This is a genomic window from Klebsiella sp. PK18 (assembly GCF_057784655.1).
The window spans coordinates 5,200,820-5,213,989 of the sequence record NZ_CM173493.1 but is presented as its reverse complement, the minus strand read 5'-3'; the positions used below and the strand labels follow the sequence as shown (position 1 = coordinate 5,213,989).

General features: G+C 63.0%; 14 protein-coding genes. 2 read left to right on the top strand and 12 right to left on the bottom strand.

Annotation, left to right across the window (positions count from 1 at the left end; all coding sequences use genetic code 11):
* Position 1 precedes the first annotated feature (1 nt).
* The gene (locus AC3EMD_RS25565; RefSeq protein WP_004206363.1) at positions 2 to 1,000 is read right to left on the bottom strand and encodes an ABC transporter permease subunit; all 999 of its coding nucleotides are present in this window, start codon (positions 998 to 1,000) and stop codon (positions 2 to 4) included.
* Positions 997 to 2,517, bottom strand: coding sequence for a sugar ABC transporter ATP-binding protein (locus AC3EMD_RS25560; RefSeq protein WP_008807253.1), 1,521 nt, complete (start codon positions 2,515 to 2,517; stop codon positions 997 to 999). The genes AC3EMD_RS25565 and AC3EMD_RS25560 overlap by 4 nt, the downstream gene beginning before the upstream one ends.
* Before the next feature lie 179 nt (positions 2,518 to 2,696).
* On the opposite strand from AC3EMD_RS25560, the gene AC3EMD_RS25555 reads away from it, so the two are divergent.
* Together AC3EMD_RS25555 and yjdP are read left to right on the top strand one after the other, a co-directional pair.
* Positions 2,697 to 4,982: an ATP-binding protein gene (locus tag AC3EMD_RS25555; RefSeq protein WP_302073837.1), complete on the top strand. Its 2,286-nt coding sequence runs from the start codon at positions 2,697 to 2,699 to the stop codon at positions 4,980 to 4,982.
* A gap of 70 nt (positions 4,983 to 5,052) precedes the next feature.
* Positions 5,053 to 5,406, top strand: coding sequence for a DDRRRQL repeat protein YjdP (gene yjdP / locus AC3EMD_RS25550; RefSeq protein WP_012543151.1), 354 nt, complete (start codon positions 5,053 to 5,055; stop codon positions 5,404 to 5,406).
* Positions 5,407 to 5,428: 22 nt separating this feature from the next.
* Here yjdP and phnP read toward each other — a convergent pair whose 3' ends face one another.
* The 10 genes from phnP to phnF all read right to left on the bottom strand — a co-directional run bounded on the left by phnP (position 5,429) and on the right by phnF (position 13,107).
* Complete coding sequence (gene phnP / locus AC3EMD_RS25545) at positions 5,429 to 6,187, bottom strand: phosphonate metabolism protein PhnP (protein WP_116696574.1); 759 nt, start codon at positions 6,185 to 6,187, stop codon at positions 5,429 to 5,431.
* Positions 6,188 to 6,202: 15 nt separating this feature from the next.
* Entirely contained in the window at positions 6,203 to 6,766 is a 564-nt protein-coding gene (gene phnN / locus AC3EMD_RS25540) for a ribose 1,5-bisphosphokinase (RefSeq protein WP_012543150.1), read from the bottom strand.
* Positions 6,766 to 7,902, bottom strand: a complete 1,137-nt coding sequence (gene phnM, locus AC3EMD_RS25535; RefSeq protein WP_012543149.1) for an alpha-D-ribose 1-methylphosphonate 5-triphosphate diphosphatase — start codon at positions 7,900 to 7,902, stop codon at positions 6,766 to 6,768. Before phnM ends, phnN begins: the two co-directional genes overlap by 1 nt.
* Positions 7,899 to 8,579, bottom strand: coding sequence for a phosphonate C-P lyase system protein PhnL (gene phnL / locus AC3EMD_RS25530; RefSeq protein ID WP_008807247.1), 681 nt, complete (start codon positions 8,577 to 8,579; stop codon positions 7,899 to 7,901). Before phnL ends, phnM begins: the two co-directional genes overlap by 4 nt.
* A gap of 107 nt (positions 8,580 to 8,686) precedes the next feature.
* Complete coding sequence (phnK, locus tag AC3EMD_RS25525) at positions 8,687 to 9,445, bottom strand: phosphonate C-P lyase system protein PhnK (protein ID WP_012543148.1); 759 nt, start codon at positions 9,443 to 9,445, stop codon at positions 8,687 to 8,689.
* Positions 9,442 to 10,290 carry an alpha-D-ribose 1-methylphosphonate 5-phosphate C-P-lyase PhnJ gene (locus AC3EMD_RS25520; RefSeq protein WP_002885202.1) on the bottom strand — a complete coding sequence of 283 codons (849 nt, stop codon included), beginning with the start codon at positions 10,288 to 10,290 and terminating at the stop codon, positions 9,442 to 9,444. Before AC3EMD_RS25520 ends, phnK begins: the two co-directional genes overlap by 4 nt.
* Positions 10,283 to 11,347: a carbon-phosphorus lyase complex subunit gene (locus tag AC3EMD_RS25515; protein ID WP_008807245.1), complete on the bottom strand. Its 1,065-nt coding sequence runs from the start codon at positions 11,345 to 11,347 to the stop codon at positions 10,283 to 10,285. Before AC3EMD_RS25515 ends, AC3EMD_RS25520 begins: the two co-directional genes overlap by 8 nt.
* On the bottom strand, positions 11,348 to 11,932 hold the full coding sequence (gene phnH, locus AC3EMD_RS25510; RefSeq protein ID WP_008807244.1) for a phosphonate C-P lyase system protein PhnH: 585 nt from the start codon (positions 11,930 to 11,932) through the stop codon (positions 11,348 to 11,350).
* The gene (phnG, locus tag AC3EMD_RS25505; RefSeq protein ID WP_064180247.1) at positions 11,929 to 12,381 is read right to left on the bottom strand and encodes a phosphonate C-P lyase system protein PhnG; all 453 of its coding nucleotides are present in this window, start codon (positions 12,379 to 12,381) and stop codon (positions 11,929 to 11,931) included. Before phnG ends, phnH begins: the two co-directional genes overlap by 4 nt.
* Positions 12,382 to 13,107, bottom strand: coding sequence for a phosphonate metabolism transcriptional regulator PhnF (gene phnF / locus AC3EMD_RS25500; protein WP_012543146.1), 726 nt, complete (start codon positions 13,105 to 13,107; stop codon positions 12,382 to 12,384). It lies immediately after the preceding gene.
* Positions 13,108 to 13,170: the final 63 nt, after the last annotated feature.

Below are 13,170 nucleotides of genomic sequence, written 5' to 3'. Positions count from 1 at the left end.
GTTATGCACTTTGATGGTGTCGGGTACGGTATTTGTCGATCAGCACCGCAATGATGATCACCGCCCCTTTGATCACCAGTTGCCAGAAGTAGGAGACCCCCATCAGGGTCATGCCGTTATTGAGGGTGGCGATAATCAGCGCCCCCACCAGCGTACCGGTGATGGTGCCGATACCACCGACGAAGCTGGTGCCGCCGAGAATGACCGCGGCGATGGCATCCAGTTCGTAGCCGACGCCGAGGTTGCCGTTGGCGCTGTATAACCGCGAGGCGCTCATCACCCCGCCAAGACCGGAGAGCAGGCCGCTCATGCCGTAGACAAACAGCAGCACCAGCCAGACTTTGATGCCGGTCAGCCGCGCCGCCTGCATGTTGCCGCCCACCGCGTAGATATGCACCCCAAGGGTAGTGCGGCGCAGGATAAACCAGCACACCGCGATAACCGCCAGGGCGATGACCACCAGCCACGGCACCGGGCCGAGATAGTCATTGCCGATCCACTCAAAGCTGATATCGGAGTTGATCACCGTGGTGCCGTCAGCCAGCAGATAGGCGGCGCCGCGCAGCGCCGTGTAGGTGCCGAGGGTGACGATAAACGGCGGTAACCCGGCGAAGGCGACCAGCGCGCCGTTGAACAGCCCAAGCAGCAGGCCGAGCATCAGCGCCGCCGGAATCGACAGCAACGCCAGCTCCGGGATCAGCGACACCACCATTGCCGCCACCGCGGTGGTGCCGAGAATGGAGCCGACGGAGAGGTCAATGCCGCCGGTAAGAATGATGAAGGTCATTCCCGCCGCCAGCACAATGTTGATCGAGGCCTGGCGGGTGATATTCAGCAGATTGCTTTCCGTGAAAAAGTTGGGGGCGATAAAGCCGAAAACGGCGACGATCAGGATGAGGATCGGCAGAATGCCGACGGTCTGCATCAGGTCGCCCATCAACATTTTTTTCGCCGAAGCGGATTTCGCGACCGGCGCGGAGGTCTCTTTCGGTATGCTCATAGTTGCCCTGCCTTAAGGTGAGAATCGTTCACGCCGGTGGCCAGCGTCATGATACTTTCCTGGCTGATATCGCCGGCCTGTAACTCGCCGGCGATAGCGCCCTCGCGCATCACATAGACCCTGTCGCTCATGCCCACCACTTCGGGCAGTTCGCTGGAGATCATCAGAATGGCGACGCCCTGGCGCGCCATGTCGTTCATGATGCGGTAAATCTCGCTTTTCGCGCCGACGTCGACGCCGCGGGTGGGTTCATCGAGGATCAGAATGCGCGGGCCAATCGCCACCCAGCGTGAAATCAATAATTTCTGCTGGTTGCCGCCGGACAGCCCGCCGGCGCGCACCTGGGCGTGCGGCACGCGGATGTTAAGCAACTGGATGGCGTCATCGGAGATGGTTTGCGCCTTCCGGCGGTTGAGCATCCCCCAGTTCGCGTCGCGCTCCAGCGTCGCCATGGTGATGTTTTCCTGGGCTGCCAGTTCGAGAAACAACCCCTGTTCTTTGCGGTTTTCGGTCAGAAAGCCGATCCCGAGGTCGATGGCTTCGCGCGGCGAGTGGATCACCACCGGCTCGCCGTCGATCTCAATCACCCCGCCAGTGGCTTTGCGCACGCCGAAGATCAGCTGCGCCAGTTCGGACCGTCCGGCGCCGACCAGTCCGGCGAGGCCGACGATTTCGCCAGCATGCACCACGAGGCTGCTGGGCTTAACCTTGCCGCCATCGGTCAGATCCTCGACCCTCAGGCGCGGCTGGCCGCGGGGAATGTCACGTTCTTTATTGAACAGATCGCTGAGCGGGCGGCCGACCATCATGCGCACCAGCTCCGGCGCGTTGAGCTTGTCGCGCACCAGGCTGCCGACATACTGCCCGTCGCGCAGGACGCTGACGCGGTCGGAGAGCTCATACACTTCCGCCATGCGGTGGCTGATATAGATAATCGCCATCCCCTCATCGCGCAGGCGCAGGATGAGCTCGAACAGGCGCTGGGTTTCCCGCGAGGAGAGGGCGGCGGTGGGTTCATCCATCACCAGAATGCGGCTTTGACGGTGGAGCGCCCGGGCGATCTCCACCTGCTGCTGTTCGGCGATGGTCAGGGTCATCACCCGGTCGCTGGCTTTGAACTGGGCGCCGAGACGGTCGATCACCGCCTGCGCCTGGCTGAGCATGGCTTTGCGCTGCACCAGGCCACCGCGCGCCAGCTCGCTGCCGAGGAAAATGTTTTCCGCGACGGTCAGGTTCGGCGCCAGTTGCATCTCCTGGTAGATCAACGTGATCCCGGCGGCCAGCGCGTCCTTGGGGCCGCGGATCGTTTGCGGTTTTCCGTCGATCAGGATCTCGCCGCTGGTGGCGGTATAGGCGCCGGCAAGGATCTTCATCAGCGTGCTTTTTCCGGCGCCGTTTTCTCCCATCAGGGCATGGATCTCCCCTGGCCAGACCGTCAGGTCGACGCCCTTCAGCGCGTAGAATTTGCCAAAGGCTTTGGCAATATGGCGCATTTCCAGTACCGGGGTGGCGGTCATCGCGGCGCTCCTGTCTATGAGAACAATAGCTGCAGTCCACCACCGGAAAATAAATGCAGAATGTCAGAATCCATTCATATTTGTCATAGTGATAAATAGTTAACCGCGATCACAGTTACGCGGCGTCATTTTCTGCACCGTCACGCTTATCTGCCGACCGATCCTTCACCGGAGTTGCTATGACCGCTCGCCGACACCCGTTTTTCACCAGCGCCCGTGGCCGCCTGCTCTCCTTTAATCTGCTGATGGGCGTGGTCACCCTGTTGGTGAGCGGCGTGGCGGTGTTCGGCTTTCACCACGCCAGCCAGCTGCAGGAGCAGGTGCAGCGCCAGACTCTCAACGACATGCGCGGCAGTATGGATCTGGCGCGGGACACGGCGAATGTCGCCACGGCGGCGGTGCGCCTGTCGCAGGTGGTGGGGGCGCTGGAGTACAAAAGCGAAGCGGAACGGCTGCTGGCGACGCAGCAGGCGCTGAAGCACTCGCTGGCCCAGCTGGCGGCGGCCCCGCTGGCGCAGCAGGAGCAGGCGCGGGTGGCCAATATTATTCGCCGCAGCAACGCGCTGCAGCAGAGCGTGGCGGAGATGCTGGAGCGCGGCCAGCGCCGCCATCTGCAGCGCAATGCGCTGCTGAGTTCGCTTTACCAGAATCAGAGCAACCTGCGCCATCTCGCCGATCTTAACGATCGCGGCGGGGATAAGGCGATCGATCCGCGCCGGCTGGCCGAGATGGACCGGCTGATCGTGGCCGCGATCCATACCGTTACGCCGCGGTCGATCGTTCTGCAGCTCGACCAGCTGCGCGGCGACCTGCCGGCAGGCAGCGCCGATCCCGCGCTGGAGTTTTTCCTGCCCGACGTCAACCGGGAACTGGCGACGCTGGCCCCGCTGTCGGCCCAGCTGGAGGAGAGCGATCTGACGATCAGCTGGTACATGTACCACATCAAAGCGCTGGTCGCGTTGCTTAACGAGGACATCAATCAGTACGTGACCCGGGTGGCGGAAGCCTCAGAGCAGCGGGCGGCGCAAAGCCATCGGGAGCTGCGCTCCATCAGCATGTTTATTCTGCTTTCCGCGCTGCTGGCGCTGGCGATCACCGGCTGCGCCGGGTGGTATATCTACCGTAACCTTGGCTCGAACCTGACCGCCATCTCCCTGGCGATGTCGCGGCTGGCTCAGGGGGAGCCGAACGTCTCGGTGCCGGCCCTGCAGCGGCGCGATGAGCTGGGCGAGCTGGCGCGAGCCTTTAACGTTTTCGCCCGCAATACGGCGTCGCTGGAGCACACCACCCGGCTGCTGAAAGAGAAGACCACCCAGATGGAGATCGATCGAATTAAGCGCCAGGAGCTTGAAGAAGCGCTGCTGCACAGCCAGAAGATGAAGGCCGTCGGCCAGTTGACCGGGGGGCTGGCGCATGACTTTAACAACCTGCTGGCGGTGATCATCGGCAGCCTCGAGCTGGTGGAACCGGACGCACGCGATGCGCCGCGCCTCTCCAGGGCGCTGAAGGCGGCGGAGCGTGGGGCGCTTCTGACTCAGCGGCTGCTGGCCTTTTCGCGCAAACAGGCGCTGCATCCCCAGGCGGTGGCGATGGCGCCGCTGCTGGAGAACCTCAGCGAGCTGATGCGTCACTCCCTGCCGGCGACCTTAAGTCTGGAGATTGAGGCGCAGTCGCCGGCGTGGCCGGCATGGATAGACGTTGGCCAGCTGGAAAACGCCCTGATCAATCTGGTGATGAACGCCCGTGACGCCATGGCCGGGCGCGACGGGGTTATCAAAATACGCACCTGGAATCAGCGGGTCACCCGCAGCAGCGGTCAGCGGCAGGATATGGTGGCCCTGGAGGTGATCGATCATGGCAGCGGGATGTCGCAGGCGGTGAAAGCCCGGGTGTTTGAACCGTTCTTCACCACCAAAGCCACCGGCAGCGGCAGCGGTCTGGGACTGTCGATGGTGTATGGCTTTGTGCGCCAGTCGGGCGGCCGGGTGGCGCTGGAGAGCGCGCCGGGGCAGGGGACGACGGTGCGGCTGCAGCTGCCGCGGGCGATGACCGAGGTTGAGACGACGGTGGCGCCAGCGGAGGACGAGCCGCTGCCGGCGGGAGAACGGCTGGCGCTGGTGCTGGAAGATGAAGAAGATGTACGCCAGACGCTGTGTGAACAGCTGCATCAGTTGGGCTGGCTGACGCTGGAGACGCCGAGTGGCGAAGAGGCGCTGCAGCTGCTGGAGGCGTCGCCGGATATCGCGCTGTTGATTAGCGATCTGATGCTGCCCGGCGCGCTGAGCGGCGCCGACGTGATCCATACCGCCCGACGCCGCTTTCCGGCGCTGCCGGTGCTGCTGATCAGCGGCCAGGATTTGCGTCCGGCGCAGAATCCGGCCCTGCCGGAAGTAGAGTGGCTGCGTAAGCCGTTTACCCGCGCCCAGCTGGCGCAGGCGCTGAGCGCGGCGTACGCGAGGATTTGAGATTCCTCCGCTACTCGGGGGTTGTACGCTTGATTAAGGTAGCGGCAGGACTCTGACGAGATTGGCCCCGATGAAACGTTACGCAACCGCACTGCTCTTTTGCACCCTGTCGCTGACCAGCCTGGCCGCTCGCGCCGATATTATCGATGACGCGATCGGCAATATTCAGCAAGCCATTAACGACGCCTATAACCCGGGTAGCAACCGCTCCGATGACGACGACAGATACGATGATGATGGCCGGTATGATGACGGGCGCTATCAGGGGAGCCGTCAGCAGAGCCGCGACAGCCAGCGTCAGTATGACGATCGACAACGGCAACTGGACGATCGCCGCCGCCAGCTTGACGAACGCCAGCGCCAGCTCGATCAGGATCGTCGCCAGTTAGAAAGCGACCAGCGTCGTCTGGATGATAGCTACTGATCGCTCCGCAACGGACCTGCACTTAATCCAGCACGATTTCCATCCCGTCATATCCCGCTTCGAAACCTGTCGGCAGCGGGTTATCCATCATCCAGACATCTAACAGGTGGCTGATATGGGTGAGGATCACCCGCGGACAGCCAATCACCTGGTTAAGGTGGCGGACAGTGTTTAGATCGTTGTGGTTACGCGGGGTCTGCGCGCGCGGCTCATGACTGCAATCAATGATCATCGCCTGCGGGCGGTTGTTGAGTAAAAACTTCAGCGTCTTGTCCGGCAGCCCGGCGGTATCCGAGAGCCAGGCCACCCGGCTGTGGGCCGACTCCAGCAGATAACCGAAGGTGAGCTTCGAGTGGTTGAGCGGCAGGGGCGTTACCCGCAACCCCTGCAGGTCAAACACCACAAACGGCGTGACGGTTTGGCTAAAATCGAGCAGGCCGGGGTGCTTGAGCAGATCGTCGCAGCCGGCGTCGTCCGGCGGGCCATAGACCGGGATCGACGCGCCGACTCCCCAGCGCAGCGGAAACAGCCCCTGCACATGATCCAGATGGTAGTGGGTCAGCAGCACCTGCTGAAAACTACCGGCGGGATGATGTTCCATCAGATCCGGTCGTCCGGCATCAAGCAGCGTCACGGCGCTGTTGAACGTGACCACGCCGCTACAGGGGCGGCGTCGGTGGCTCTCCTCGCGGCGGGCGCGGCGGCAGGCCGCGCAGTCGCAACCGAAGACGGGCACCAGCTGGGCGCCGCCGGTGCCGGTTAAACGGATTGTCAGGCTCATCGTGTCACCTTTCACTCATACCGGCTGATCTTCTACGCGTGCCACGTGGCTGCGCAGCAGGCGGAAGAAATCGTCAACCGATTGTCGAAGACTCCCGTCATTATTCAACGTCAGGCAATTGTCCGGCTTATAGCGCGCGGCGCGATCCAGACGCTGGGCGATTTCCAGTGCGTTTTCCCGGCCGCGCTGCTCCAGCCGCTGGCGGAGCACCGGCGGCGAGACGGCGAGACAGATCGGCACCAGCACCTCGCCGTAGCGTTCCCGGGCCAGCGCCAGGTGGGCGCGGGAGCCGTTGGCCACCACGTCAAAGCCAGCGTGCAGCCACAGGTCGATCTCCACGCCAATGCCATAGTAAGTATTGTTGGCGTGCCAGCTGAGAGCAAAAAGATGCTGCTCGGCGCGGGTAAAAAATTCATGTTCGCTGAGGGCGATATGATTCTCGCTGCCCGCGTTAAACGGGCGGGTAATGTAACGATGGGCCACCAGCAGCTGCGGGTGCTCGCGCTCGCGCAGCGCCGCCAGCAGGCTGTCTTTACCGGAGCCAGAGGGGCCCACCAGCCAAATCAGTTTTCCCGGCATTAAAAGACCCTCGTTCCCTGGCGCCAGACATGGTCGATGTGCACATGCTCGCCGCGACGGTGCGCCAGCACCAGGTCGGCGCGTTTCCCCTCGGCGATGACGCCGCGATCGTCAAGGCCCAGCGCCTGCGCCGGATGCTTGCTGACCAGACGGATCGCCTGCGCCAGGGTGAAGGCGTTATCCTCGGCGTCGGCGATGCGGAAAGCGGCATCCAGCAGGCTGGCGGGGTAATAGTCAGACGAGAGAATGTCCAGCAAACCACTGCTCGCCAGCTGGTGCGCCGCGATGTTGCCAGAGTGGGAACCGCCGCGCACGATATTGGGGGCGCCCATCAGGACGTGCATCCCATGCTGACGTGAAGCCTGCGCTGCGGCCAGCGTGGTGGGAAACTCGGCGATGACGCTACCTAACTGACGGGATTCGGCCACATGCGCCTCGGTGGCGTCGTCGTGGCTGGCGAGGGCGATACGACGGGCGCGGCACATGGCGGCGATGGTCTGACGATTCGGCTGCGACCAGGTGGCGGCCAGGGCCATCTGCTCGGCTTCAAAACGGTCCATTTCGTCGTGAGTGAGATGGTATTTGCCCTGATAGTAATCGCGGTACTTGCTGCGATCGGCGTACTGACGCTGGCCCGGGGAGTGGTCCATCAGAGAGACCATGCTCACCGACTCGCGGTCAATCAACTTTTCAAACAGCGGCAGCGTGGTGTGATGCGGCAGCTCGCAGCGCAGGTGCAGGCGGTGCTCGGCGCGGTTAAGGCCGCGCTTTTGCGTCTCTTCCACCGCATTGACCATCTTCTCCAGATTCTCAAGACGATCGCCGCCATCGCGCACGTCGCCAATCGCCACGGCGTCCAGCACGGTGGTGATGCCGCTGGCGACCATCATGGCGTCATGGCTGCTCATCGCCGAGTGGGCTGGCCAGTCCACTTTTGGTCGCGGCGTAAAGAATTTGTCGAGGTTATCGGTATGCAGCTCGATAAGGCCCGGCAGCAGCCAGCCGCCTTCTCCATCCAGCGCCTGTGGCAGCCGGCTCTGGCTTTCGGCGAAAGCGAGGATGCGACCGTGCTGGACTTCCAGTGAACCGTGGACCACGTCGTCGTCGAGAACCAGTTTTACGTTATTGATAATCATGCTGTCATTCCCATGGGGTGCAGTCGGTCGGCGACCTGACGGCGTACCCCTTCGTCATGGAAAATCCCCACGATGGCCGCGCCGCGCGCTTTGGCATCATGGATCAGGTTGACCACGGCAGCACTGTTTTTGGCATCCAGTGAGGCGGTGGGCTCATCAAGGAGCAGAATCGGATAGTCGACCGCAAAGCCGCGGGCGATGTTGACCCGCTGCTGCTCGCCGCCTGAAAAGGTCGACGGCGCAAGGTGCCACAGGCGTTCCGGAACGTTGAGGCGGGTCAGGAGCTGGGCGGCTTTCGCGGCGCTCGCTTCACGCGGCGTCCCAAGGTCGAGCAGCGGCTGCATCACCACCTCCAGCGCTGAAATGCGCGGGATCACCCGCAGAAACTGGCTGACCCAGCCGATGGTGGTTTTGCGCACTTCCAGTACCTTGCGTGGGGTGGCGGTGACCAGATCCACCCATTCCTCGCCGTGGCGGATGTGGATATGGCCGCTGTCCGGCAGATAATTGGCATACAGCGAACGCAGCAACGTCGATTTGCCGCTGCCGGAGTGACCGTGGAGTACCACGCACTCCCCGGCGTTAACGGTCAGCGAGGCGTCGGCCAGCACCGGCAGGCGCACGCCGTGCTGCTGGTGCAGAACAAAGGTTTTATGGATGTTTTCAACGCGGATCATGTTAGCCCTCGCGGGGTTGGGTTGCCGGGTGGCGCTTCGCTTACCCGGCCTACGAATAACGCACCTGTAGGCCGGGTAAGGCGTAGCCGCCACCCGGCAAAACAGCATCAATTCTGCAACACCGACGACACCAGCAGCTGGGTATAAGGGTGATGCGGATCGTCGAGCACCCGGTCGGTTAAGCCACTCTCGACTACCTGGCCCTGCTTCATCACCAGCAGACGGTTCGCCAGCAGACGGGCGACGCCGAGATCGTGGGTAACAATCACCACCGCGAGATTCAGCTCCACCGCCAGGCCGCGCAGCAGATCAAGCAGCCGCGCCTGCACGGACACATCCAGCCCGCCGGTGGGTTCATCCATAAACACCAGCTTCGGCTGGGTAACCAGATTGCGGGCGATCTGCAGACGCTGCTGCATGCCGCCGGAAAAGGTAGTGGGCAGGTCGTCGATGCGTGAGGGCGGGATCTCCACCTCCTGCAGCCACTTTTCGGCGGTGGCGCGAATGTTGCCGTAGTGGCGGGCGCCGGTGGCCATCAGCCGTTCGCCGATGTTGCCCCCGGCGGAGACCTGGCGACGCAGGCCGTCCATCGGGTGCTGATGCACCACGCCCCATTCGGTACGTAGCAGGCGGCGGCGTTCGGCTTCGCTCATGGCATACAGCGAGCGCTGCTGGTACAGCACCTCGCCCTGCTGCGGCGTCAGGCGGGCAGAGATCGCCTTCAGCAGGGTGGTTTTACCGGAGCCGGATTCCCCGACGATGCCGAGAACTTCTCCCGGCCACAGTTCGAAGGAGACATCGCGAAAACCTTTGTCCGGGGCGTAGAGATGGGTCAGGTTATTCACAGCAAGTAATGGCTGGCTCATTTTTTCTGCCCCTCGCTCTGCTGGCGGCAATAGTCGGTATCGGAGCAGACAAACATCCGCTGGCCGCTGTCATCCAGTACCACTTCGTCGAGGTAGCTGTGGCGCGAGCCGCAGATGGCGCAGGGCTCATCCCACTCCTGCACGGTAAATGGATGGTCATCGAAATCGAGACTTTCCACCGGGGTATAGGGCGGCACCGCGTAGATCCGCTTTTCGCGCCCGGCGCCGAACAGCTGCAGCGCCGGCATCATGTGCATTTTCGGGTTATCGAATTTCGGGATCGGCGAAGGGTCCATCACGTAGCGGCCATTGACCTTCACCGGGTAGGCGTAGGTGGTGGCGATATGGCCGAAGCGGGCGATATCTTCATACAGTTTCACCTGCATGACGCCGTACTCTTCCAGCGCGTGCATGGTGCGGGTTTCGGTTTCGCGCGGCTCGATAAAGCGCAGCGGCTCCGGGATCGGCACTTGATAGATCAGGATCTGATCCTCCACCAGCGGCGTCTCCGGGATCCGGTGGCGGGTCTGGATCAGGGTGGCGTCTTCGGTACGCTCGGTGGTGGCGACACCGGTGACGCGCTTAAAGAACTGACGAATCGACACCGCGTTGGTGGTGTCATCCGCGCCCTGGTCAATCACCTTCAGCACGTCGTTCTCGCCGATGACGCTGGCGGTCAGCTGGATGCCGCCGGTGCCCCAGCCGTAGGGCATTGGCATTTCGCGACCGCCGAACGGCACCTGGTAGCCGGGAATGGCCACCGCTTTGAGGATCGCCCGGCGGATCATGCGCTTGGTTTGCTCGTCGAGATAAGCAAAGTTATAGCCAGTCAGTGGGTTAGCCACGTTCGTTCTCCCGTTGCAGGCGTTTCAACAGCGCCAGTTCGGCCTGGAAATCGACATAGTGCGGTAGTTTCAGATGCGAGACGAAGCCGGCCGCTTCGACGTTATCGGCATGGGCCAGCACAAACTCTTCATCCTGAGCCGGGCCAGCAATCTCTTCGTCATAGTCTGGCGCCTGCAGGGCGCGGTCGACGAGGGCCATGGCCATTGCTTTGCGCTCGCTCATGCCGAAGGTCAGACCGTAGCCGCGGGTGAAGTGCGGCGGCTCATCCTGCGGGGCGACGAAGCCGTTGACCATTTCGCATTCGGTGAGCAGCAGCTCGCCAATATTGACGCTAAAGCCCAGCTCTTCCGGCACGATTTCCACCTGCACGTAGCCGCTGCGGATCTCGCCGGCAAACGGATGGTTGCGGCCATAGCCGCGCTGGGTCGAATAGGCCAGCGCCAGCAGGTAACCTTCATCGCCGCGCATCAGCTGCTGCAGGCGCGAGGAACGCGAGCAGGGGTAGACCGGCGGGGTGCGGGTGATATCGTCGGGCGGCGTGCCGCGATCTTCCTCGGCCTTCGCCAGCCCCTGCTGCGTGAGCAGGCTAAAGACGTGCGGCGTCGGCTCTGCTTCGCCATCGGCTTGCTGCACAGACGGCGCTTCGCCGTTGGCCAGCAGGGTAAAATCGAGCAGGCGATGGGTGTAGTCGTAGGTGGGGCCCAGCAGCTGGCCGCCGGGAATGTCTTTGTACACTGCGGAGATGCGGCGTTCGAGGCGCATCTCCGCAGTGTTAATCGGTTCGCTGACCGCCAGCCGCGGCAGGGTGGTGCGGTAGGCGCGCAGCAGGAAGATCGCTTCGACGTTATCACCGCTGGCCTGCTTGAGCGCCAGTGCCGCCAGTTCGCGGTCGGCGATGCCGCCCTCGGTCATCACCCGGTCCACCGCCAGGTTGAGCTGGTCGCCTATCTGATCAACGCTCAGTTCGGGAAGCCGTCCATCGCCCCGCCGTTTCTGTTCCTGTAAGGCGTGAGCGGCGAGGATCGCCTTCTCGCCGCCCTTGACGGCTACATACATTTAGCAAACCTCCACGTGGGTGGTGCGCGGGATCGCCAGCAGGCGCTCGCCGCAGGTGAGGATCAGGTCGATGCCCAGCGGGAACGGATGCGGGCGTTCAGTTAATTCGTCGATGATGCAGTCCGGCAGCTGCGGCGCAATCATTCGCTCTTCGGCAATGCCTGCCCCGGTCAGGCGCAGCATGCGTCCGCCGCTGAGGCTGGCGAGCTGAACAATCAGCGTGACGCCGGTTTCCGGAGCAGTGACGGTGCCAGCGGAAAGGACGTTGAGCTGCTCGGCGCTGATGCCGTCATTGGCGACGGCAAAAACCGCCTGCTGCGGCTGATCCACCAGCGGCGCGCCGGTATGAAAGCGCAGATTCTGTCCCACCAGATCGTTATGCAGAGCGCTGGCGAGCCAGACCGGCGTTTCATGATCGGCAAGGGTCAACAGCAGGCTGGTGGAGGCCACGTTCAATGGCTGCCAGCCGTGCTGAAGCTGCTGCAGGGAGACAATCACCCCCGGCTCGCTCATCGCTTTCAGCAGGCGACGAAAACTGTGTTGGGCATCCTGCACAGCCAGGGTAAAAGCGGGTTGTAAGGTCATGCGTTATCTCCGCGAACCAGGGTAAAGAAGTCGACCCGGCTGGCATTGACTTCGGCGCGTCGGGCTTCAATGCGCGCGCTGCGTAGCGCTTCCAGCGGGGTTATCAGGGTTTCCATTAACGTGTGAAAATGGCGGGGCGACTGCAGCAGGGCGTCGATGACCGCGCAGCGTTCGGCATGCGGGCGGTCGCGGCCTAAGATCCAGCTGTAACCGAGCGTCCCGTCGGCCAGACGTACCGCCGCGCGGGTGAGCGTGGCGTCGCCGGCAAAGAAACGGTCGCCGATGCCACCCATGCGGGCCTGGAGCTGTACCAGCCCGGTTTCCGGGGTGCGAATCAATTCATACGCCGGCGCCAGCTGCAGGGACTGCATGCGCGCCAGAAGATCTTGCGGTTCACTGTGGGCCAGCACGGACATCCAGCGCTGGCGGGTGGCGGTATCGAAGTGCATTCAGTGCTCCATGGTAAATTCAATCATGTCGGCGCGGGTCAGGCTGACGGAGTATTCGATGGGGGTCTGCTCGCCCTGGCGGCTGTTGAGGGTGCGTACGCAGAGCAGCGGCGCCATGTTGGGGATCTCCAGCAGCTTGCTCTCTTTCGCCTGCGCGCGGCGGGCGCTGATTTTGGTGCGTGCCCGGGTCAGTTTGACGTCGAGTTCATCGCGCAGCAGGTCGTGCAGCGATCCGTGGCTAAAGGTTTGCAATACCGGCCAGAAGCGCAGGTCGGCGAAGTAGTGGTCGATCAGGCACAGGGCGACGCCATTGACCCGGCGCAGGGTGCGCAGGTGGATGACGTTCTCGCCCTCATTGATGCCAAAGGCCTCGGCAACATGCGCGCTGGCGGGGCGCAGCACCGACAGCAGCTTTTCGCTGGTGGGATCGCTGCCCTGTTCCAGCAGGTTCTGGCTGAACCGCGCCTGAGCATTAAGCGGGTAATCGATCGGCCGCATCAGCACCAGCACGCCGACGCCCTGACGGCGCTGGACCCAGCCGCGTTCAACCAGCTGGTCGATAGCCCGGCGCAGGGTATGGCGGTTAACGTCAAAGCGCGTCGCCAGCTGCTGTTCGGCGGGCAGATAGTCGCCGCAGCGATAGTGGTGGCGCAGCTCCTGCTCAAGTCGGGCGGCGATTTCCTGATAGCGCGTGGGATAACTGGTCGGATGTCTGGACAGGTGCATAGTCATCAAGCCTCACACAGCATAGGCGAGGAGGTCCCTCGCGTTGTGGGCCGATCCTGACCG